This window comes from Streptomyces sp. NPDC058864, assembly GCF_042742985.1.
Taxonomy (GTDB): domain Bacteria; phylum Actinomycetota; class Actinomycetes; order Streptomycetales; family Streptomycetaceae; genus Actinacidiphila.
This window is the reverse complement of the sequence record NZ_JBHYMQ010000021.1, coordinates 46,135-67,318: the sequence shown is the minus strand read 5'-3', so window position 1 is coordinate 67,318 and position 21,184 is coordinate 46,135. Positions and strand designations below refer to the sequence as shown.

General features: G+C 72.4%; 21 protein-coding genes and 2 tRNA genes. 15 read left to right on the top strand and 8 right to left on the bottom strand.

What is annotated here, in order from left to right; all coding sequences use genetic code 11:
- The first annotated feature begins 43 nt into the window (after window positions 1-43).
- The 4 genes from ACFW3D_RS18545 to ACFW3D_RS18530 all read left to right on the top strand — a co-directional run bounded on the left by ACFW3D_RS18545 (window position 44) and on the right by ACFW3D_RS18530 (window position 3,113).
- Window positions 44-1,147, top strand: coding sequence for an SDR family oxidoreductase (locus ACFW3D_RS18545; protein WP_500505223.1), 1,104 nt, complete (start codon window positions 44-46; stop codon window positions 1,145-1,147).
- Between the two features lie 59 nt (window positions 1,148-1,206).
- Window positions 1,207-1,665, top strand: a complete 459-nt coding sequence (locus ACFW3D_RS18540; RefSeq protein WP_500505221.1) for a molybdenum cofactor biosynthesis protein MoaE — start codon at window positions 1,207-1,209, stop codon at window positions 1,663-1,665.
- Between the two features lie 168 nt (window positions 1,666-1,833).
- Window positions 1,834-2,001: a hypothetical protein gene (locus ACFW3D_RS18535; RefSeq protein ID WP_179279782.1), complete on the top strand. Its 168-nt coding sequence runs from the start codon at window positions 1,834-1,836 to the stop codon at window positions 1,999-2,001.
- A 44-nt stretch (window positions 2,002-2,045) separates the two neighbouring features.
- Complete coding sequence (locus tag ACFW3D_RS18530; RefSeq protein ID WP_500505219.1) at window positions 2,046-3,113, top strand: YlbL family protein; 1,068 nt, start codon at window positions 2,046-2,048, stop codon at window positions 3,111-3,113.
- Window positions 3,114-3,172: 59 nt separating this feature from the next.
- On the opposite strand, the gene ACFW3D_RS18525 is transcribed toward ACFW3D_RS18530, so the two are convergent.
- Window positions 3,173-3,727 carry a PPA1309 family protein gene (locus ACFW3D_RS18525; RefSeq protein ID WP_500505217.1) on the bottom strand — a complete coding sequence of 185 codons (555 nt, stop codon included), beginning with the start codon at window positions 3,725-3,727 and terminating at the stop codon, window positions 3,173-3,175.
- A gap of 146 nt (window positions 3,728-3,873) precedes the next feature.
- Between ACFW3D_RS18525 and ACFW3D_RS18520 the strand changes: the two genes are divergently transcribed.
- From ACFW3D_RS18520 to ACFW3D_RS18500, 5 genes are all read left to right on the top strand, one after another.
- Complete coding sequence (locus ACFW3D_RS18520) at window positions 3,874-6,729, top strand: UPF0182 family membrane protein (protein WP_500505273.1); 2,856 nt, start codon at window positions 3,874-3,876, stop codon at window positions 6,727-6,729.
- Window positions 6,730-6,769: 40 nt separating this feature from the next.
- Window positions 6,770-6,843: transfer RNA gene (locus ACFW3D_RS18515), tRNA-Met, on the top strand.
- Window positions 6,844-7,043: 200 nt separating this feature from the next.
- The gene (locus ACFW3D_RS18510; RefSeq protein ID WP_500505216.1) at window positions 7,044-8,906 is read left to right on the top strand and encodes a tetratricopeptide repeat protein; all 1,863 of its coding nucleotides are present in this window, start codon (window positions 7,044-7,046) and stop codon (window positions 8,904-8,906) included.
- Between the two features lie 51 nt (window positions 8,907-8,957).
- A tRNA-Met gene (locus ACFW3D_RS18505) sits at window positions 8,958-9,031 on the top strand.
- A 206-nt stretch (window positions 9,032-9,237) separates the two neighbouring features.
- A complete protein-coding gene (locus ACFW3D_RS18500) occupies window positions 9,238-10,497 on the top strand; it encodes a HEAT repeat domain-containing protein (protein ID WP_500505215.1) in 1,260 nt (419 codons plus the stop codon).
- Here the strand turns inward: ACFW3D_RS18500 and ACFW3D_RS18495 are convergent.
- The gene (locus ACFW3D_RS18495) at window positions 10,467-10,877 is read right to left on the bottom strand and encodes a Fur family transcriptional regulator (protein ID WP_500505214.1); all 411 of its coding nucleotides are present in this window, start codon (window positions 10,875-10,877) and stop codon (window positions 10,467-10,469) included. The genes ACFW3D_RS18500 and ACFW3D_RS18495 overlap by 31 nt on opposite strands.
- Before the next feature lie 156 nt (window positions 10,878-11,033).
- Between ACFW3D_RS18495 and ACFW3D_RS18490 the strand changes: the two genes are divergently transcribed.
- Window positions 11,034-12,494, top strand: coding sequence for a catalase (locus tag ACFW3D_RS18490; protein ID WP_500505213.1), 1,461 nt, complete (start codon window positions 11,034-11,036; stop codon window positions 12,492-12,494).
- Between the two features lie 83 nt (window positions 12,495-12,577).
- On the opposite strand, the gene ACFW3D_RS18485 is transcribed toward ACFW3D_RS18490, so the two are convergent.
- Together ACFW3D_RS18485 and hisN are read right to left on the bottom strand one after the other, a co-directional pair.
- Window positions 12,578-12,970 (bottom strand): CBS domain-containing protein, encoded by a 393-nt coding sequence (locus ACFW3D_RS18485; RefSeq protein WP_089224055.1) that lies wholly within the window; start codon window positions 12,968-12,970, stop codon window positions 12,578-12,580.
- A gap of 142 nt (window positions 12,971-13,112) precedes the next feature.
- On the bottom strand, window positions 13,113-13,910 hold the full coding sequence (hisN, locus tag ACFW3D_RS18480) for a histidinol-phosphatase (RefSeq protein WP_500505212.1): 798 nt from the start codon (window positions 13,908-13,910) through the stop codon (window positions 13,113-13,115).
- Between the two features lie 171 nt (window positions 13,911-14,081).
- Here hisN and ACFW3D_RS18475 point away from each other — a divergent pair, with 171 nt between their 5' ends.
- Entirely contained in the window at window positions 14,082-14,708 is a 627-nt protein-coding gene (locus ACFW3D_RS18475) for a TetR/AcrR family transcriptional regulator (RefSeq protein WP_500505211.1), read from the top strand.
- A 47-nt stretch (window positions 14,709-14,755) separates the two neighbouring features.
- On the opposite strand, the gene ACFW3D_RS18470 is transcribed toward ACFW3D_RS18475, so the two are convergent.
- From ACFW3D_RS18470 to ACFW3D_RS18455, 4 genes are all read right to left on the bottom strand, one after another.
- Window positions 14,756-15,079 carry a DMT family transporter gene (locus tag ACFW3D_RS18470; protein WP_361798116.1) on the bottom strand — a complete coding sequence of 108 codons (324 nt, stop codon included), beginning with the start codon at window positions 15,077-15,079 and terminating at the stop codon, window positions 14,756-14,758.
- 65 nt (window positions 15,080-15,144) lie between these two features.
- On the bottom strand, window positions 15,145-16,146 hold the full coding sequence (gene rsgA, locus ACFW3D_RS18465; protein ID WP_500505210.1) for a ribosome small subunit-dependent GTPase A: 1,002 nt from the start codon (window positions 16,144-16,146) through the stop codon (window positions 15,145-15,147).
- 3 nt (window positions 16,147-16,149) lie between these two features.
- Window positions 16,150-17,496, bottom strand: a complete 1,347-nt coding sequence (gene aroA / locus ACFW3D_RS18460) for a 3-phosphoshikimate 1-carboxyvinyltransferase (protein WP_500505209.1) — start codon at window positions 17,494-17,496, stop codon at window positions 16,150-16,152.
- A gap of 86 nt (window positions 17,497-17,582) precedes the next feature.
- Window positions 17,583-18,278, bottom strand: a complete 696-nt coding sequence (locus ACFW3D_RS18455) for a M50 family metallopeptidase (protein WP_500505208.1) — start codon at window positions 18,276-18,278, stop codon at window positions 17,583-17,585.
- 54 nt (window positions 18,279-18,332) lie between these two features.
- Between ACFW3D_RS18455 and ACFW3D_RS18450 the strand changes: the two genes are divergently transcribed.
- The 4 genes from ACFW3D_RS18450 to rsrA all read left to right on the top strand — a co-directional run bounded on the left by ACFW3D_RS18450 (window position 18,333) and on the right by rsrA (window position 21,036).
- The gene (locus ACFW3D_RS18450) at window positions 18,333-19,148 is read left to right on the top strand and encodes an SOS response-associated peptidase (protein ID WP_500505207.1); all 816 of its coding nucleotides are present in this window, start codon (window positions 18,333-18,335) and stop codon (window positions 19,146-19,148) included.
- A 37-nt stretch (window positions 19,149-19,185) separates the two neighbouring features.
- The gene (locus ACFW3D_RS18445) at window positions 19,186-19,827 is read left to right on the top strand and encodes an alpha/beta hydrolase family protein (RefSeq protein WP_500505272.1); all 642 of its coding nucleotides are present in this window, start codon (window positions 19,186-19,188) and stop codon (window positions 19,825-19,827) included.
- 232 nt (window positions 19,828-20,059) lie between these two features.
- Entirely contained in the window at window positions 20,060-20,719 is a 660-nt protein-coding gene (locus tag ACFW3D_RS18440) for a sigma-70 family RNA polymerase sigma factor (RefSeq protein ID WP_026251453.1), read from the top strand.
- A complete protein-coding gene (rsrA, locus tag ACFW3D_RS18435; protein ID WP_018561558.1) occupies window positions 20,716-21,036 on the top strand; it encodes a mycothiol system anti-sigma-R factor in 321 nt (106 codons plus the stop codon). Before ACFW3D_RS18440 ends, rsrA begins: the two co-directional genes overlap by 4 nt.
- Window positions 21,037-21,184: the final 148 nt, after the last annotated feature.

Below are 21,184 nucleotides of genomic sequence, written 5' to 3'. Positions count from 1 at the left end.
GGACCGCGCACCCGGTACCAGAGACAACCGTGGGAGACACCTGGTGAGTTCCCCAGAACCGACCGTTCGCCCAGAGCGGAGCGGCGGCAGGGCCCCCGCCGGACCTGTGGTCGCCGTCACCGGCGCCGCCTCCGGTGTCGGCCTGCAGCTGGCCCTGCGGCTGGCCGAATCCGACCAGGTCAAGAAGGTCGTGGCGATCGACGAGCGCCGCGGCGACGTCCCCGGCGCCCAGTGGGCGGTGCTCGACGTACGGGATCCGGCGATCGCCGAGCGGCTGCGCGGCGTGGACGTCGTCGTCCACCTCGCGCTCGACCTGGACCTGGAGTCCGACCCCAAGGCGCGCAGCGCCTTCAACGTGCGCGGCACGCAGACGGTGCTCACCGCGGCGGCCGCCGCGGGCGTGCGTCGCGTGGTGCTGTGCACCTCGGCCATGGTCTACGGCGCCCACGCGGACAACGACATCCCGCTCGCCGAGGACGCGCCCCTGCGCGCGACCGCGGAGGCGTCCTTCGTGGGCGACCTGCTCGAGATCGAGCGGCTCGGCAAGCGCGCGCCGCGCGCCCACCCCGGCCTCAACGTGACGGTGCTGCGCCCGGCCGTGCTGGTCGGCGGCACCGACACCGCGCTCACCCGCTACTTCGAGTCGCCGCGTCTGCTGGTGGTGGGCGGCAGCCGCCCCTGCTGGCAGTTCTGCCACGTGGAGGACCTGGTGACGGCGCTGGAGCACGCGGCGCTGGAGAGGGTCGACGGCGAGATGGCCGTGGGCTGCGACGGCTGGCTGGAGCAGGAGGAGGTCGAGGAGCTCTCGGGCATCCGCCGCATGGAGCTGCCGCCCGCGGTGGCGCTCGGCGCGGCCTCCCGGCTGCACCGGCTGGGGCTCACCCCCTCCCCGGCGGGCGACCTCGCCTACACGATGCACCCGTGGGTGGTCAGCGGCAGCCGGCTGCACGAGTCGGGCTGGCGGCCGAAGTGGACCAACGAGGAGGTGCTGGCCGTCCTGCTGGAGGAGGTCTCCGGCCGCAACTCCGTCGTCGGGCGGCGCCTGGGGCGCAAGGACGCGGCCACGCTCGGCGCGGCGGGCGCGACGGTCGCCCTGGTGGGCACTGCGGCGATGGTGCGGAGGGCGCGCAGACGCCGCGGTGTCTGAGCGTCGTCGCGCGAACTCGCTCCGGAAGGGGGTTTCCGCATGGCGGGCGATGGGGCAGCATGAGCCGCATGGCACAGACGCACGACGAACCCCTCCGGCTCATCGCGGTCCGGGACACCGAGCTGTCCGTGGACGAGGTCTTCCGGGCGGTGGGGCACGACTCGGCCGGGGGCACCGCGCTGTTCGTCGGCGCGGTCCGTGATCACGACGGGCCCTCGGACGCGGTGGTGACCGGGCTCGGCTACTCGGCGCACCCGAGCGCGGAGACGGAACTGCGCCGGGTCGCGGAGAAGGTCGCCGCGGACTTCCCGGTCAAGGCACTGGCCGCCGTCCACCGCGTGGGCGATCTGCGGGTCGGCGACCTCGCGGTCGTCGTCGCCGTGTCCTGCCCGCACCGGGCCGAGGCCTTCGCCGCCTGCCGGCGGCTGATCGACGACCTCAAGCGCGAGGTGCCGATCTGGAAGCACCAGGCCTTCGCCGACGGGACCGAGGAGTGGGTCGGCGCCTGCGCCCACTGACCGCCGCGCACGGGGTCCGCACCGGTCTTTCCCCCCGGCGGCCCGGGGGCCCGCCCACTGGGTGGCCCACCTGCGGTTGCGTAACCTGCGACCCGCTCTGAACGTTGTAGCAGCAGAAGATTAGTCTGCTCATAGTTCTTGATCGGCATGCGCGTCCAGGAGGCCGAAGTGGCAGCGCTCGCATGGTTGCTCATCCCGCTGGTCGCCGCGATCGCCGCGGCCGTCTGGGGAAGCTGGGCGGCGCGTACGCGCTCCACCGGGGACGGCGCCTCGCTCGCCGACTACGAGCGCTTCCGCGAGGCGATGCAGCGCACCGGATCGGGCGGACCGGCCTGAGGCCCCACGGGGCGGCTGCCGGTCCCGTACCGTACTGTCGTTCCATGCCACGCCGCACCGCGACGCTGCTCGCCTCGACCCTGACCCTGGTAGCGCTGCTGTGCGTCGCGCTGCTGTGGCCCGTCCCGTACGCGGAGATGTCGCCGGGGCCCACGGTGAACACGCTCGGGTCGCACGGCGGGGATCCGGTGCTGCAGATCTCGGGGCACAAGACGTACCCGACCAGCGGTCACCTCAACATGACCACGGTGCGGGTGACGAGCGCGGACTACTCGATGAACCTGTTCGAGGCGGTCGTCGGCTGGCTGGCGCACGACCAGAAGGTCGTCGAGCACGACACCCTCTACCCCAAGGGGCAGACGGCCGAGCAGGCCGACCAGGAGAACGCCGAGGAGTTCACGCAGTCCCAGGACAGCGCGAAGGTCGCGGCCCTGGAGGAGCTCGGCATACCCGTCGGCTCCCGGGTGATCGTCGCCGCCGTGGTCAAGGGCGCCCCTGCCGAGGGCGAACTGCACGCCGGCGACGTGGTCAAGGCCGTGGACGGGCGGCAGGTCAAGGCGGCGGGTGACGTCGCGGAGCTGGTCACCAAGCACCAGCCGGGGCAGAAGGTGGTCTTCACGGTCGTGCCCAAGGGCGCTAAGGGCGACGCCACCCGGGACGTGACCATCACCACGGCCAAGTCGGACGACGACGGCGAGGCCCGGGCGGTCGTGGGCATCCAGGCCGGGGTCGAGCACACCTTCCCGTTCAAGATCGACATCAAGCTGGCGGACGTCGGCGGCCCGAGCGCCGGCCTGATGTTCGCGCTGGGCATCGTCGACAAGCTCACCCCGCAGGACCTCACCGGCGGCAAGTTCGTCGCGGGCACCGGGACGATCGACGACGAGGGCAAGGTCGGCCCCATCGGCGGAATAGACATGAAGACCATCGGCGCGCGGCAGAAGGGCGCCGAGTACTTCCTCACCCCCTCGGACAACTGCGCCGAGGCGGCGGCCGACACCCCGAGCGGCCTCACCCTGGTGAAGGTGAAGACCATCGACGACGCCATGGACGCGCTCAAGGACATCCGCGAGGGCAGGACGTCGGCCCTCCCCTCCTGCACGACGGGCTGAGCCCGGAGGCGTCCGTACGGTCCGACGGCCCCGGGGCGCTCCCCGGGGCCGTCGGCGCGTCAGTCCTCGAAGGTCGCGGCCAGGGCCTCGGCCAGCCCCGGCACCAGCGCGGAGCCGGTGAGCACCTCGGTGGGGGAGTCCTTCTCGCGCAGCCGCACCGCGGACTCACGGGAGCCGTCCCGCAGGACGCCCACCGTCATGCGGACCTCCTGGCGGTCGGGGTGCCCGGCGACCCACCGGGCCAGCGCGGCGTCGTCCAGCCCTTCCGGGATGGACTCCTCCGCGGACGGCGGCAGCATCAGCCGCTCCACGGTGAGCGCGCAGCCGCTGACGACTCCGGGCCAGGCGATGGTGGCGAGGAACTCGTCCAGCGCGGCACCCGGCGGGAGCTCGTCCTGTTCGATCGGGGTCAGCCCGGCGGCCGTCTCGCCGCCGAGGCCGAGTTCCTCGGCCAGCTTCGGCTCCTGGGCGCGCAGCGCGGCGGTGTCGACCAGGGCGAAGAGCCGGGCGGGCTGGTCCCAGCCCAGGCCGGACGCGTAGTCGTCGATCTCCAGGACGGCACGGGTGAGCGGGTTCGCGGCGAGCGGCGCACCCTCGGACGTGATGTTGGACATGCTCAATATCCTGCCTGTTCTGTGACCCGCATCCCCAATCGGGAGCCTTGGGGAACTGAGTAAACGCTGAGTAAGTTGCATCAGTGGGCGCCGGGACGGCGTCCGACGGAGACCGACACTTCGAGGTGCGCACCTTGGTATTCCAGATGCCGGACCGTGGCGGGGGTCCGCACGGGCCACGGATCAGAGTGGGCCGCCCGTCGCGGCGAGCCCGGACACTGCTCATGACCTTGGGCGCACTGGCCGTGCTGGCCATGGCCTTCGTCATGTTCTCGGGTTTCTGGACCGACTGGCTCTGGTACCGCTCCGTCCACTATTCCTCGGTCTTCACCACCACGTTGTGGACCAAGGTCGGCCTGTTCTTCGTCTTCGGCCTGCTGATGGCCGCGGCCGTCGGCGTCAACGTGTACCTCGCGCACCGGCTCCGGCCGCCGCTGAGCGCGATGTCGATGGAGCAGCAGAGCCTCGACCGCTACCGGATGGGCATCGCCCCCTACAAGAAGTGGGTGCTGCTCACCGTCTGCGCGCTCGTGGGGCTGATCGCGGGCGCGTCCGCCTCCAGCCAGTGGCGCACATGGCTGCTGTGGACGAACTCCACGTCGTTCGGCACGAAGGACCCGCAGTTCCACGTCGACATCTCCTTCTACGCCTTCGACCTGCCCTGGTACCGCTTCCTGCTGAGCTTCGGCTTCGCGGCCGTCGTGCTGTCGCTGCTGGCGGCGGCGCTGGTGCACTACCTGTACGGGGGGCTGCGGATCACCTCCCCGGGCGGCCGGGCCACGGCGGCGGCGACCGGGCACCTGTCGGTGCTGCTGGGCCTGTTCGTCACCCTGAAGGCGGTCGCGTACTGGCTGGACCGCTACTCGCTGGCGGTGAAGTCCGGCAACCTCAGGTCGGGCGACTGGACGGGTCTGCGCTACGTGGACGCCAACGCCTACCTGCCGGCCAAGACGATCCTGTTCGCCATCGCCATCATCTGCGCGCTGCTGTTCTTCGCCACCCTGTGGCGGCGCACCTGGTCGCTGCCGCTGATCGGCTTCGGCCTGATGGTGCTGTCGGCGATCCTGATCGGCGGCCTCTACCCGGCGATCGTGCAGAAGTTCCAGGTGCAGCCGAACGAGGCCGCCAAGGAGCAGCCGTACATCCAGAAGAACATCGACGCCACACGTGAGGCGTACGGCATCGACCACGCCGATGTGACGGACTACTCGGGCACGAGCAGCGACGGCAAGGAGCAGCTGCGCGGCGACGCCGACACGGCGGCCTCCATCCGTCTGCTGGACCCGAACGTGGTCTCGCCGACCTACCAGCAGCTGCAGAAGGTCCGCGGCTACTACGCCTTCCCGTCCACGCTCGACGTCGACCGGTACACGATCGACGGCAAGGAGCAGGACACCGTGGTGGGCCTGCGGGAGCTGAACCTCGAGGGCATTCCGCAGCACAGCTGGATCAACGACCACTTCAAGTACACGCACGGCTACGGCATGGTGGCGGCCAAGGGCACCACCACGACGGCCAGCGGCGAGCCGGACTTCACCGAGTACAACCTGCCGACCAAGGGCGACCTCGGGACGTACCAGCAGCGGATCTACTACGGCGAGCAGACCAAGCAGTGGTCGATCGTCGGCGACAAGTCCACGCCGGAGATCGACTACACCGACGACAACGGTGAGAAGCCGTACACGTACACCGCCAAGAGCGGTGTCGGCCTGAAGAACCCGGTGACCCGGCTCGCCTACGCGGTGGCCTTCGGCGAGCCGCAGATCTTCTACTCCGGCGCCGTCGGCGACGACTCGCAGATCCTGTACAACCGCATGCCCAAGGAGCGGGTCGAGGCCGTCGCGCCCTGGCTGACGATCGACGGCGACTCCTACCCGGCGGTCGTGAACGGCCGGATCGTGTGGATCGTCGACGCCTACACGACGAGCAACGGCTACCCGTACTCCTCGCGCACCACCCTCGGCGACACCACGGCGGACTCGCTGACCGACGGGCAGCGCGCCGTGCTGGCGCAGCAGAACCAGGTCAACTACATCCGCAACTCGGTGAAGGCGACCGTCGACGCGTACAGCGGCAAGGTCACGCTCTACCAGTGGGACACCGAGGACCCGGTGCTGAAGACCTGGATGAAGGCCTTCCCGGACACGGTCAAGCCCAAGGCGGCGATCGACGACGCGCTGATGGCGCATCTGCGCTACCCGCAGGACCTGTTCAAGGTGCAGCGCGAGCTGCTGACGCGCTACCACGTCACCAAGGCGTCGACCTTCTACAGCGGCAGTGAAGTGTGGCAGGTGCCCAACGACCCGGCCGCCAGGACCGGGAAGTCGGTGCCGCCGTACTACCTGAGCCTGAAGATGCCCGGCCAGAACGACCAGGCGTTCTCGCTCACCACGACGTTCACGCCGAACAAGCGCGAGAACCTCAGCGCCTTCATGGCGGTCGACGCGGACGCCAAGAGTTCCGAGTACGGCGCGATCAGAGTGCTGAAGCTGCCGTCGAACACCACGGTGTCCGGACCGCAGCAGGTGCAGAGCCAGTTCAACTCCGACCCCGACGTGGCGGAGAAGATCAGGCTGCTCAAGGGCGGTGACTCGGAGGTCGAGTACGGCAACCTGCTGACCGTGCCCCTCGACGGCGGGCTGCTGTACGTGGAGCCGGTCTACGTCCGCGGCGCGGGCACCAACTACCCGCTGCTGAAGAAGGTGCTGGTGAGCTACGGCGGCCAGACCGAGTTCGAGGACACGCTCGGGCAGGCGCTCGACGCCGTCTTCGGCTCGGACGGCGGGACCCCCGTGACGCCGCCGGAGACGGGCGGCGGCGGGGGCACCGAGCCGCCGGCCGCGGGCAACCCGACGGTCGCCCAGGCCCTGGAGGACGCCCAGCAGGCGTACGACGCGGGCCAGAAGGCGCTCAAGGAGGGCGACTGGGGCGCCTACGGCCAGGCCCAGAAGGACCTCGCCGACGCCCTGAGGCGGGCCCAGGAGGCGGAGAAGAAGGGCTGAGAGGGGCCCACCCCGCGTCGTGGTACGGTTGGTGCACCGACGCGGGGTGGAGCAGCTCGGTAGCTCGCTGGGCTCATAACCCAGAGGTCGCAGGTTCAAATCCTGTCCCCGCTACTGTTGGAGAGGGCCCGGAGTCAATAGACTCCGGGCCCTTTCACTTGTAGGGGGGAACTCGCGCCGCTGAGGTTTCGGACGGCATCATGTCGGGAAGTCGACAAAACGCTGTAGTGACCTAGGAAGTGACCAACTGGGACCGGCTGAGCCCTGCAGGTTTGCCGCATACCAGGTGTACTGCGGGTACGGGTGATGCGACGATGGACCTCATGGGGGATGGTGCAAGGCTGCTGAACGCTCGTCAGATCCGGGATACCGGGTCCGCGGGGCGGACGACCGTGCCCGCGGCCGGGTCCTCGCTCGTGCCGGCCGTCGCCGACCTGCTGCCCGGTCCGCGGGTGGGCGGACTCGACGAGGAGCGCCTCATCGAGTCCGAACTGCCGGACGAGGAGACCCTGGAGGCCCGCGAGGAGGCCGAACTCGAGGCGCGGCACCGGCGGGCCGCCGAGCACGGCGACATTGCGGCCATGAGCGTGCTGGGCACCATGCTGCTGCGCCGCGGCGACCTCGAGGGCGCCGAGCCCCATCTGCGCGGCGCCGCCGCCGGAGGGGACCGCCCCGCCGCCAACAACCTGGGCCTGCTGCTGCACCAGCGCGGCTACGCCGACGAGGCCGCCGCCTGGTGGCGGATCGCCGCCGTCGCCGGTTCCGCCGCGGCCGCGCACGCGCTCGGCCGGCACTTCCGCGAGCGCGGCGACGAGCCCGGCGCCGAGTACTGGCTGCGCCAGGCCGCCGAGTCCGGGCACACCCTGGGCGCGTACGCACTGGCCGACCTCCTGGACCACCGGCGCGACGTCGGCGCCGAGCGCTGGTTCCACGCCGCCGCCGAGCACGGCCACCGCGAGGCCGCCTACCGGCTCGCCGGCATCTGCGCCGAGCGCGGCGAGGAGCGCGAGGCCGAGCAGTGGTACCGGCAGGCCGCCGCCCGCCGGCACCGCAGGGCCGCCCTGCGCCTCGGCACGCTCCTGGAGGAGCGCGGCGAGTTCGAGGAGGCCAAGCGGTGGTACCTGACCGCCGCCCGCGACGGGGAGCCGCGCGCCGCCTGCGCACTCGGCTTCCTGCTGCGCGACGCCGGTGACGTCGACGGCGCCGCCACCTGGTGGCGGCGCGCCGCCAACGCCGGCGACGGCAACGCGGCCAACGCCCTGGGCGCGCTGCACGCCCAGGAGGGCGAGACCCAGACCGCAGAGCGCTGGTACCGGGCCGCCCTGGAGGCGGGGGACGTCAACGGTGCCTTCAACCTCGGTCTGCTCTGCGCCGGCCAGGGCCGCACGGCCCAGGCCGAGCAGTGGTACCGCAAGGCCGCCTACACCGGCCACCGCGAGGCCGCCAACGCGCTCGCCGTGCTGCTGCTGCAGCGCGGCGACGCCGCGGGCGCCGAGCCGTGGTTCTCCAAGGCCGCGGAGGCGGGCAGCGTGGACGCCGCCTTCAACCTCGGCATCCTGTTCGCCGGGCGGGGCGACGAGGTCACCGCCCGGCGCTGGTACGAGCGCGCCGCGGCCAGCGGCCACGGCGAGGCCGCGCTCCAGGTGGCCATCGCCCTGCAGAAGGAGGGCGACGCGCACGGCGCCGAGCGCCACCTGCGCTGCGCCGCGGGCAGTGGCAGCCCGGAAGGCGCCTTCCGGCTCGGCGCGCTGCTGGACGCCCAGGAGACGCAGGAGGCCGCCGCCGAGGCCGAGGAGTGGTACGCCCGCGCCGCCGGCCAGGGGCACCGCCGTGCCCAGGTGCGGCTCGGCATGTGCGCCGCCAAGCGCGGGGACGTCGTGGACGCCGCCCACTGGTACCGGGAGGCCGCCGAGGGCGGCAGCCGCAACGGGGCGTTCAACCTCGGGCTGCTCCTCGCCCGCGAGGGCGCGGAGCCGGAGGCGGCCCTGTGGTGGACCCGTGCCGCCGACGCGGGGCACGGGCGCGCCGCGCTGCGGCTGGCCCTGCTGGCCGCGCGGCACGGACAGCTCGCTGACGCCCAGGCGTGGTGCGCTCGCGCCGTGGAGTGCGGGCCCGCCGAGGTGGCCGAGCGGGCGGCCCGGCTGACCGATGCCCTGGAGCACGAGCTCTCCGCATGAGAAGCGATTTGCGCTGCTCAGGACCGGTGGGTTAACCTAAGGACACAACGACGCGGGGTGGAGCAGCTCGGTAGCTCGCTGGGCTCATAACCCAGAGGTCGCAGGTTCAAATCCTGTCCCCGCTACTGAAGGGAAGGGCCCGGAAGCCAAGGCTTCCGGGCCCTTCTCGTATGCGTTCGGTACAGCCCAGGCATGGTTCGGGCAAAAGGGTGCGGACGGTCCTGGGCCGGCCGCCCCGGGCGCGCGATCCTGAGGACAGGCCCTCAGGCGGCGCGAGGAGGCGGGGTTGCTGCGCAGGCGGCGTAAGCGGCGGCCGACGGAACTCAGGGATGTGACGCGGTGGGGTCGCCTGTGCGCGGCCGCGGACGCGGAGGGGCTGCTCCGGGAGCTGCGGGCGGCCGGCGGGGACGAGGACGCCGCCTATGACCGCGCGGCGGCGCTGAAGGCGCTGGCCGCGGCGCCGCCCCGGCTGTGGCTGCTGCTGGACCGGGCCGCCCGGGTGCAGCAGGGCGCGCCCCTCACGCCGGGCGACGGCGAGCCGCTGCGGCTGCTGCTGGCGGCTATGGACCGGGACGGCCGGATCCGGCAGGCGGCCGTGGAGGAGCTGGCGGTGCACGGCGGGCCACTGGTGGCGTCGGCCCTCGCGCTGCGGACGGCGGACTGGGTGGACGAGGTCCGCGACCGTGCCCTGGCGGCGCTGCTGCGCCGTACCGCTCCCGACGAGGCCGCCGCGGCCGTACGGCTGCTGCTGAGGCTGCGCGGACGGAGCCGGGCGACGTACACCCCCGAGGCGTACCGCGGGGTGCTGGCGGCCCCCGAGGCCCGGCGCGCGGTGCGTGCGCTGGCGGCCGACGCGGACCCGCTGACGCGGCGGTTCGGGGTCGAGCTGGCCCTGGAACTCGGCGAGTTCGTACGCGGGGACCTGGTGCGCACGGCGCTGCGCGACCCGGATCAGGTGTGCCGTCGGCTGTGCGCCGAGCGGCTGCTGCAGATGGACCCGGACCAGGCGGGGCGGCTGCTGTGGGCCCGCTCCGCGGCGGTGCGGGAGCTGGCGGTCGCGGCGCTGCCGGACGACGTGCCGGCGGCCCGGCTGACCGCTCCGCTGGCAGATCCGGCGCGGATCGTCCGCGCCCAGGCCCGCTGGCGGCTCTACAGCAGGGGCGAGCCCCCGGCGCTGGCGTACCGCAGGCAGTTGCTGCGCTGCGGCCCGCAGAGCCCGCCGCGGCTGGTTGCCGGGCTGGTGACGGGGCTGGGGGAGTGCGGCGACGCCTCGGACGCGCCGCTGCTGCTACGGCTGGCGCGTGAGGCGCGTGCCCCGTGGCCGCCGGTGGTGCGCCGGGCCGCGGTGCGCGCGGCGGGGCGGCTCGTCCCGCGGGAGGGGCTGCTGCGGCAGTTGGCGCCGCTGGCCGTGGACCCGGACCCCGGGGTGGCCAGGGAGGCCTTCGAGGCGCTCTCCAAGGTGGCCGACCAGGTGCCGCTGGAGACGGTGTGGGTGGGCCGCACCCGGCCGGAGCCGGGGGTGCGGAAGGCCGCGGAACGCGTGCGGCGGGCGGCGCAGCGTCAGGAGCAGGCGGGGCACAGGCCCCGGTAGGTGACCTCCACCTCCGAGACCCTGAAGCCGAAGCGTTCCGCGTCCGGCAGGTCCGCCAGCGGGTTGCCGTGCGGGTGGACGTCCCGGATGGTGCCGCAGCTGGAGCAGACCAGGTGCTGGTGCGGACGGTGGGCGTTGGGGTCGTAGCGCTTGGCACGGCCGTCGGTGGCGACCTCTATGACCTCGCCGAGCGACACCAGTTCGCCCAGGGTGTTGTAGACGGTCGCGCGGGAGATCTCCGGCAGCCGGGCCGCCGCCCGGGCGTGCACCTCGTCGGCGGTCAGGTGGACGTGGTCGCCGTCCAGGACCTCGGCCACGACGCGCCGCTGCGCGGTCATGCGCCATCCGCGGCCGCGCAGTCGTTCCAGCAGGTCACTCATTCCATTTCACCTATCAGTGGGATGCGAACAGCTTAACAGTGACAGTCCGTGTTCCGACCGAGTACGAGTTTGGCCCTCTTCTTGACTTGGACTCTGTCTATCGTAGGATCGCATCCGGAGAAGGCCACGGCACAGCACCAACCCAGGGAGAGGCACGTGACGGATCAGGAGACCGGCCCGCTGACCACGGAGGCGGGCGCCCCGGTCGCGGACAACCAGAACAGCGAGACCGCGGGCCTCGGGGGGCCGGTCCTGGTCCAGGACCAGCAGTTGCTGGAGAAGCTCGCGCACTTCAACCGCGAGCGCATCCCGGAGCGCGTGGTGCACGCCCGCGGCGCCGGCGCGTACGGCACCTTCACCGTGACCGCGGACGTGACGAAGTACACGCGGGCGGCGTTCCTCTCCGAGGTGGGCAAGCAGACGGAGACCTTCCTGCGGTTCTCCACCGTGGCAGGCAACCTCGGCGCGCCCGACGCGGTGCGCGACCCCCGGGGCTTCGCGCTGAAGTTCTACACCGAGGAGGGCAACTACGACCTCGTCGGCAACAACACCCCCGTGTTCTTCATCAAGGACGCGATCAAGTTCCCCGACTTCATCCACACCCAGAAGCGCGACCCGTACACCGGCTCCCAGGAGGCGGACAACGTCTGGGACTTCTGGGGCCTGTCCCCGGAGTCGACGCATCAGGTGACCTGGCTGTTCGGCGACCGCGGCATCCCCGCGAGCTACCGCCACATGAACGGCTACGGCTCGCACACCTACCAGTGGAACAACGGGGCGGGCGAGGTCTTCTGGGTCAAGTACCACTTCAAGACCGACCAGGGCATCCGGAACCTCACCGCGGACGAGGCCGGCCGGATCGCCGGTACGGACCCCGACTCGCACCAGCGCGACCTGCGCGAGGCCATCGAGCGCGGCGAGTTCCCCAGCTGGACCGTGCAGGTGCAGATCATGCCCGCCGCCGAGGCGTCGGCCTACCGCTTCAACCCGTTCGACCTCACCAAGGTGTGGCCGCACGAGGACTACCCGCCGATCGAGATCGGCAGGCTGGAGCTCAACCGCAACCCGCAGAACATCTTCGCGGAGGTCGAGCAGTCGATCTTCTCCCCGGCCCACTTCGTGCCCGGCATCGGCCCGTCCCCGGACAAGATGCTGCAGGGCCGGCTCTTCGCCTACGGCGACGCCCACCGCTACCGCGTCGGCATCAACGCCGACCACCTGCCGGTGAACCGTCCGCACGCGACGGAGGCGCGCACCCACGGCCGTGACGGCGCGCTCTACGACGGTCGCCACGGCGGGGCAAGGAACTACGAGCCGAACAGCTTCGGCGGCCCGGCGCAGACCGGCCGTCCGCTGTGGTCGGCCACCGCGGTCACCGGGTACACCGGCAACCACGAGGCGCCCTCGCACGCCGAGGACGACGACTTCGTGCAGGCGGGCGACCTCTACCGGCTGATGTCGGAGGAGGAGAAGGAGCGCCTGGTCGCCAACCTCTCCGGCTTCATCGCCAAGGTGTCGCGCGAGGACATCGCCGAGCGCGCGATCGGCAACTTCCGCCGCGCCGACGAGGACTTCGGCAAGCGGCTGGAGGCCGCCGTCAAGGCCCTGCGCGGCTGACCGGAGTCCGTCCCGAAAGGCCCGGAGGGGGCCGGGTGCGTCCAGGCACCCGGCCCCCTCCGATCCACGTTCCGGCCCGGCCGTCAGCCTGTCAGGGCCGCGTGCGCGGGCTGCCAGCAGCGCACGATGTCGCGTACGGAGACCATGCCGACCGGGTTGCGGTCGTCCAGCACCACCAGGTGCCGGAAGCCACCGCGCACCATCGCGGCGGCAGCCTCCTCGAGGGTCCACCGGGGCGCGGCGAAGACCACGTCGGTGGTGGTGTGGGCGGCGGCGAGTTCGTGGTCGGGGTCGAGCCCCGCACCGATGGCGTTGAGGATGTCGCGCTCGGTCAGGATGCCGAGACCGCAGGTGTCGGGATCGAGTACCACCGCGGCACCCACCCGTCGGGCGGACATCAGCCGGGCGGCCTGGCGGAGGGTGTGGGCGGGACCGACCGTGAGAACGACCGTGCTCATGGCGTCGCGTACGAGCATGGGATACCCCTCGGGCTGCGTCGTGGCCGTCTTGAGAACAGTTTCACAAATGCACAAGCTCACGCATTCTCATGTTCACATGCGCCGCGGTCCGCAGCAAGGGGCGTGCGGAGGGTGATCGGTGGTGCGAGGGGGCGGAGGATCACGGGCGGTTCAGGAAGGCGAGCATCTCCTCGTGCAGCAGCCCGTTGGAGGCCGCCGCGTTCCCGCCGTACGGCCCCGGGGTCCCGTCCAGGCTCGTGAAGCGACCGCCGGCCTCGCGCACGATCACCTCGTTCGCCGCCATGTCCCACAGGCTCAGCTCGGGCTCGGCGCAGATGTCCACCGCGCCCTCCGCGACCATCATGTACGGCCAGAAGTCACCGTAGGCACGCGTCCGCCAGCAGGACCGGCTCAGGTCGAGGAAGCCGTCCAGGCGGCCCTGCTCCTCCCAGCCGCTCAGCGAGGAGTACGCGAAGGAGGCGTCCTGCAACCGGGCGACCTGAGACACCCGCAGCCGCGTGGCGGAGGCCAGGCTGCGCCCGGTGTACGCCCCGCCGCCCTTCACCGCCCACCAGCGGCGGCCCAGGGCGGGCGCGGACACCAGGCCGACCACGCCCTCGTCGCCCCGTTCCCCGCGCACCATGAGCGCGATCAGGGTGGCCCACACGGGCACCCCGCGGACGTAGTTCTTGGTGCCGTCGATCGGGTCGACGATCCAGCGCCGCGGTCCGCTGCCCTCCGTGCCGTACTCCTCGCCGAGCACCGCGTCGCGCGGCCTGGCCCGGCCGAGCTGACCGCGGATCAGTTCCTCGGCGCGCTTGTCCGCCTCGCTGACCGGCGTCATGTCGGGCTTGGTCTCGACCTTGAGGTCCAGGGACTTGAAGCGCTCCATGGTGGCGGCGTCGGCGGCGTCGGCAAGGATGTGCGCGAGGCGCAGATCGTCGTTGAAGTCCGGCATGGAGCGAACAGTAGCGATCGTGACAGGTCGAGGTCACGCAGGGTACGCGGGGAGGGTTGACACGGACCGACGCCGCGTCAATTCTGGGCGCACAGCTCCCTGAGGCCGCTCGGTGCCGGTCGAGACCACTCGAAACCGCTTGAGACCGCTTGAGACCGCTTGGAGGCGAACGTGCCGACAGCGCGTGAATCACTCCTGGACGCGGCGCTGTCCGCCCTTGTGCAGCGGTCGTGGGCGACGGTCAGGATGGTGGACGTCGCGGCCACCGCCGGGGTGTCGCGGCAGACCCTCTACAACGAGTTCGGCACCAAGGAGGGGCTCGCACGCGCTCTGGCGCGGCGGGAGGCCGAGGCGTTCCTGACGGGCGCGGAGCGCGCCCTGGAGGCCGCCGGGCGGCAGGGCGCCGACGCCGGCGACTGCTTCGCCGCGGCGACCGCCTGGACCCTGCACAGCGCCCGTCGCAGCCCGCTGGTGCGCGCGGTGCTCACCGGCTGCCGCGGGGACCGGGTCCCGGCGGCAGCCGTCGTGCCGGTGCCGCTGCCGCGGCTCCCGGGCCGGCGGCTGCGCAAGGACGACACCCCTCTCGCCCCGGCCGAGGTCCTCGACGCCTTCCGGATGCGCGCCGTGACCGTACTGGGGCGGCGGTTCCCCAAGCTCGACCAGGCCGAGGCCGACTGGGCCTGCGGGACCGCGGTGCGGGTCACCGTCTCCTACGTCCTCGCGCCCGCGGCTTCCGACGAGGAGGCGTGCCGGCGGGTCGCCCGGCTGGTCCGGGGACTGCTCCAGCGCGGCTGGTGACGAGCGCGGACCGGTCCGGTCCGGCGCGGACCGGCGAGGGCGCCGGATCAGTGGGTGGAGCCGGAGAGTTGGAGCCCGATGACGCCCAGGACGACCAGGCTGATGGAGATCAGCTTCAGGGTCGAGACGACGTCACCGAGGAAGGCCATGCCGTAGATCGCCGTCCCGGACGCCCCGATGCCCGTCCACACCGCGTAGGCGGCCCCGACGTCCAGTTTCTTCAGGGCGAGCGTGAGCAGGCCGAAGCTGCCCAGCGCGAAGGCGCAGAACGCGATGGTCGGCCACAGGCGGGTGAACCCGTGGGAGAGCTTGAGGCAGACCGCGAAGCCGGTTTCGAGGAGTCCAGCGACCACCACGAGGAGCCAGGCCATCGAACGCCCTCCCGTTTCCGTGTGTCGATGAGCGATCATCACACAGCATGCCCGGAAATGGCGCCTCAGTCCCCTTCCTTGCGCTCACGCGTCGCGAGCAGCCGCCGCAGCGAGAACAACCGGGCGGGTTCGGCGTGCCCGTCCGCGACCCAGGCGTCCAGCGCGCAGTCGGGTTCGTCGTGGCTGCAGGCGCGCGGGCAGTCCGCGGTGCCCGGCTCCAGGTCGGGGAAGGCGTGGATGACCCGGGAGGGGTCGATGTGGGCCAGACCGAAGGAACGGACGCCGGGGGTGTCGATGACCCACCCTTCCTCGGCCTGCAGCGGCAGCGCCAGAGCGGAGGTCGTGGTGTGCCGGCCGCGCCCGGTGACCGCGTTGACGTGGCCGGTCGCGCGCTGACGCTCCACCAGGGCGTTGACCAGGGTGGTCTTCCCGACGCCGCTGTGCCCGACGAAGGCGGTGACGCGGCCCTTGAGGTGCTCGCGCACGGCCTCGGTCGCCGCGGCGTCGAAGTTCTCGTGGCTGGTCACCACATAGGGGACGCCCAGGGGCGCGTAGGTCTCCAGCAGCGGCCCGGCGGGCGCGAGGTCGGACTTGGTGAGCACCAGCAGCGGTTCGAGCCCGGCGTCGTAGGCGGCCACCAGGCAGCGGTCGATGAGCCGGGGCCGCGGCTCGGGGTCGGCGAGGGCGGTCACGATGGCGAGCCGGTCCGCGTTGGCGACGACCACCCGCTCGTACGGGTCGGTGTCGTCCGCGGTGCGGCGCAGCACGGAGCTGCGCTCCTCGACGCGGACGATGCGCGCCAGGGTGTCCCTCTCCCCGGACAGGTCGCCGACGATGCCCACCCGGTCGCCGACCACGATGCCCTTGCGGCCCAGCTCGCGGGCCTTCATCGCGGTGACCGTGCGGTCCTCGACGAGGCAGGTGACGCGGCCCCGGTCGACGGTGAGGACGAAGCCCTCCTCCGCGTCCTCGTGCTTGGGCCGGATGCTGGTGCGGGGACGGTTCCCCTTGCGGTTCGGGCGGACCCGGACGTCGTCCTCGTCGGTGTGCTTGCCGTAGCGCCGCATGGTTCAGGCCCGCACCGGGGACGCGGGGGCCGCCGGTGCCGTGCCCAGCATGGCCGTCCACATCTCGGGGAAGTCGGGGAGGGTCTTGCCGGTGGTCGCCACGTTCTCGACCCGGACGCCGTCGACGGCCAGGCCCAGGACGGCGCCCGCGGTGGCCAGCCGGTGGTCGTCGTACGTGTGGAAGACGCCGCCGCGCAGCGGCCGCGGCCGGATGCGCAGTCCGTCCGCGGTCTCGGTGACGTCGCCGCCGAGTTCGTTGATCTCCTTGCTCAGCGCGGCCAGCCGGTCGGTCTCGTGCAGCCGCAGGTGGCCCACGCCGCGCAGCACCGACTCGGAGTCGGCGAGCGCCGCGACCGCCGCGATGCCGGGGGTGAGCTCGCCGACCTCCGACAGGTCGGCGTCGATGCCGTGGATCCGGCCGGAGCCGGTGAGGACCAGGCCCGCGTCCGTCAGCTCGCACGAACCGCCCATCCGGGTGAACAGCTCGCGCAGTGCGTCACCGGGCTGGGTGGTGCGGTGCGGCCAGTCGGGGATGACCACACGGCCGCCGGTGACCAGCGCGGCGGCGAGGAAGGGCTGGGCGTTGGAGAGGTCCGGCTCGACGGTGAGGTCGACGCCGAGCAGCGCGCCCGCGTCGACCCGCCACACGTTCGGCTCGCCGCCGTTCTCCGGGGTGTCCACCTTGGCGCCGGCGCGCCGCAGCATCTCCACCGTCATCTTGATGTGCGGCAGCGACGGCAGCGTCGGACCGGTGTGCCGTACCTCGACGCCCTGGTTGAAGCGGGGGCCGGACAGCAGCAGGGCGCTGACGAACTGCGAGGACGAGGACGCGTCGACCGACACCGGGCCGCCGTCCAGCGCCCCGCCGCCGTGCACGGTCAGCGGCAGCGCGCCGCGGCCCTCGTCGTCGATGCGGGCGCCCAGCGAGCGCAGCGCGTCGATGACGCCGTTCAGCGGGCGTTCGTGGCTGCGCGGGTCGCCGTCGAAGTGCACCGGGCCGTCGGCGAGCGCGGCGACCGGCGGCAGGAACCGCATCACCGTGCCGGCGTTGCCGACGTCGACCGAGGCCGGCCCGTGCAGCCCGGCCGGGATGACCCGCCACGCCTCGCCGCCGTAGGGGTTGACCACCTCGTCGATCTGGACGCCCATGGTGCGCAGCGCGTCGGCCATCAGCACGGTGTCGCGGCTGCGCAGCGGGCGGCGCAACCAGCCCGGCTCGGAGGCGAGCGCCGCGAGCACCAGGGCGCGGTTGGTGACCGACTTGGATCCGGGCACGGTGACCGTCGCGTGGACGGGGGCGGACGCGAGCGGCGCTGGCCACAGGGCGGTGTGCGCGGGGTTACCGGTCATGGCCCCAAGCGTAGTGGCTCAAGCAGAAGGCGAATCGCTCACAAAGCGGACGAAACCTGAAGGAAACAGTTACCCGCTCGCAAGGGCTACAGACCCGCCAGCCAGCGGCCGCCACCGAACAGCGACAGCAGGGCCACCGCGTAGAACAACAGCATCCACAGTGGCGCCGGGGTGTGCGTCAGCCGGGCCAGCTGGTCCGCGTCCGAGCCCGGGGCCTCGCCGCCGCGCCGCTTGCGCTGGAGTTCCAGCACCGGACGCACGCCCCCGAACAGCAGGAACCACACCACGAGGTAGGCGAACGCGGCCTGCACGGCGGGCTCGGTCAGCCAGGACACCAGCAGGAAGAGGCCGCCGGTCAGGAACACCGTCAGTACCCCGTACGCGTTCCTGATCATCACCAGCATCACCAGCAGCAGGGCCGTCGCCCCCCACAGCAGTGCCGTGATGTGCCCCGCCGCGAGCAGCAGGGACCCGCCCAGGCCCAGCAGGGACGGCGCGGTGTAACCGGCCGCCGCGGTGAGGATCATGCCGAGTCCGTACGGCTTGCCGCGGGAGACGGTCAGCCCCGAGGTGTCCGAGTGCAGCCGGATGCCCTGCAGCCGGCGTCCCGACAGCAGGGCGACCAGGCCGTGGCCGCCTTCGTGGGCGATCGTGATCGCGTTGCGGGACACCCGCCACAGGGCGTGCGGCAGCACCGCGGCCAGGGCGACGGCCGCGGTGAGGCCCACCAGCCAGGAGGGCGGTGCGGGCTGGGTGCCGAGGAGGGAATCGATGAGCTGCACGGTTCCGCACCATACGACGCCCGGCTGTGTCCGCGCCGTGGCAATCTGACACTCATGTGCGGTCGATATGCAGCGAGCCGGCGGCCCGAGGAACTGGTCGGGCTGTTCGACGTGCAGAAATGGGATCCCGTCGAGGCGCTGGACCCCAATTGGAACGTCGCGCCCACCGACGGCACCTACGCGGTGCTGGAACGGCCGGACAAGGAGACGGGCGAGGTCGTGCGCCAGTTGCGCGCGCTGCGCTGGGGGCTGGTGCCGAGCTGGGCCAAGACCCCCGACGTCGGCGTCAAGATGATCACCGCGCGGGCCGAGACCGTCCACGAGAAGGCGTCCTACCGCCGCCCCTTCGCCTCGCGCCGCTGCCTGCTGCCCGCCGACGGCTACTTCGAGTGGGTCACCGGCAAGGACGAGCGGCAGCTGGAGGAGCAGGGGAAGAAGAAGCGGCCCCGCAAGCAGCCGTACTTCGTCACCCCCGTCGACGGCTCGGTCTTCGCGATGGCAGGGCTGTACGAGTTCTGGCGCGACCGCACCCTGCCCGACGAGCACCCGCGCGCCTGGTGGGTCACCTGCACCGTCATCACGACGGAGGCCGAGACCGAGCCCTTCGCCGACGCCGACGAGCGCCCCGGCGGCCCGCGCTCCCTGGCCGGGATCCACCCGCGCATGCCGCTGTGGATCACCCCCGACCACTGGGACGACTGGCTCGACCCCGCGCGCACCGACGTCGAGGACCTGCGCCACCTGCTCGTGCCGCCGCGGCCGGGCCTGCTGCGCGCCCACCCGGTGCGCACCGAGGTGAGCAACGTCCGCAACAACGGGCCGGAGCTGGTCGAGCCGATCGAGGCGCCCGAGGAGGCGACGCTGTTCTGACCGCCCGCGGTGCCAGACTGGCGCTGTGAGCGAGATCATGGAGACCGTGCCGACGCCCGTCGGCGACGCCCGCGTCACCTGGCACCGGGCCCGCCGTCCCCGGGCCGTCGTGGCGCTGGGCCACGGCGCGGGAGGCGGTGTCGAGGCACGCGACCTGCAGGCCCTGGCCGCGACGCTGCCGGCGCGCGGCTGGACGGTCGCGCTGGTGGAGCAGCCCTGGCGGGTGGCCGGCAGGAAGCTGGCGCCCGCGCCGAAGACCCTGGACGCCGCGTGGACGGCGCTGTGGCCGGCGCTGGCGCGGCCGGGTCTGCCGGTGGTCGCCGGCGGCCGCAGCGCGGGGGCCCGGGTGGCCTGCCGTACGGCGGCGGAACTGGGCGCGGTCGCGGTGCTGGCGCTCTCCTTCCCGCTGCACCCGCCGGGCAAGCCGGAGAAGTCGCGCAAGGACGAGCTCCTCGCGGCGGCGCTCAAGGGCGTGCACCTGCTGGTCGTGCAGGGTGGGCGCGACCCCTTCGGCCGGCCCGAGGAGTTCCCCGAGGGGTACGAACCGGTCGGGGTGCCGTTCGGCGACCACGGGTTCGCGGTGCCGAAGTCCGCGGACCTCACCCAGGAGGCAGCACTGAGCGTCATCACCGACGCGGTGCTGAGCTGGCTGGAGGAACTGCCCCCGCTTCGGGAATGAGGGGTGCGTGGCCCGTGTTGTGCGTAGCGTCCGCACGAAAGAACGTACGCACAGTGAGGAAGGCAGCCGGATGGTCAGAGCCGAGTGCCGCGCGCGTGCCGAGGCGCCGTACCTGTCGTGGCCGGAGTGGCCGTCGACGGGCGGGGCGAACAGGAACAGCGCGCCGATCCCGCCCGGGATATCCTCCGATGGCGTGGGGTCCGCTTACGGCCCCGTGACCGTCGTGGAGGAGGTGGGTCCGGTCAGCGGCAACGACGACAGCCCGTCCGAGGTGCCTGAGGTGCAGGTGACTCCGGAGTCCGACGTCGAGCGCAGCGCGCGCTTCGAGCGGGACGCCCTGGAGTACCTGGACCAGATGTACTCGGCGGCGCTGCGCATGACCCGCAACCCGGCCGATGCCGAGGACCTGGTGCAGGAGACGTACGCGAAGGCGTACGCGTCGTTCCACCAGTTCCGTGAGGGCACCAACCTGAAGGCGTGGCTGTACCGCATCCTCACCAACAGCTTCATCAACTCCTACCGCAAGAAGCAGCGCGAGCCCCAGCGCAGCGGCACGGAGGAGATCGAGGACTGGCAGCTGGCCCGCGCCGAGTCGCACATGTCCACGGGTCTGCGCTCCGCGGAGTCCCAGGCCCTGGACCACCTTCCCGACTCGGACGTGAAGCAGGCGCTGCAGGCGATCCCGGAGGAATTCCGGATCGCGGTCTATCTTGCGGACGTCGAGGGCTTTGCCTACAAGGAGATCGCCGACATCATGGGAACCCCCATCGGTACGGTGATGTCCCGTCTGCACCGGGGGCGGCGGCAGCTGCGCTCGCTGCTGGAGGACTACGCGCGGGAGCGCGGGCTCGTCCCGGCGGGCGCGGGAGACGAGAAGGGCTCGGGCACATGAGCTGCGGCAACCCGCATGAGACGGATTGTTCCGAGGTACTCGAACACCTTTACGAGTACCTGGACAACGAGATGTCCGACGACGCCTGCGCCAAGTTCAAGCAGCACTTCGACGAGTGCCACCCCTGCTTGGAGAAGTACGGTCTCGAGCAGGCCGTCAAGAAGCTGGTCAAGCGCTGCTGCGGGCACGACGACGTACCGACGGACCTGCGTTCCAAGGTGCTCACGCGGATCGAGCTGATCCGTGCGGGCGAGGTGGCGCCGGTGCCGGAGCCGGCGGACGGCGGCAGCGCGCCGACCGGTTCGCCGACCGTCTGACGCGCACCGTACCGCCAGGTCACCCGGGATCACCCGAAGGCGGGAATCGCGGCCGCGCGCCCCCCGGGCGGCGGGCCCGCCCCGAGCCGCGGGGGGGGGGGGGGGGAGCGGGGGGGGCGGGTGGACCCCGGGGGGGGTCGGGGGGACA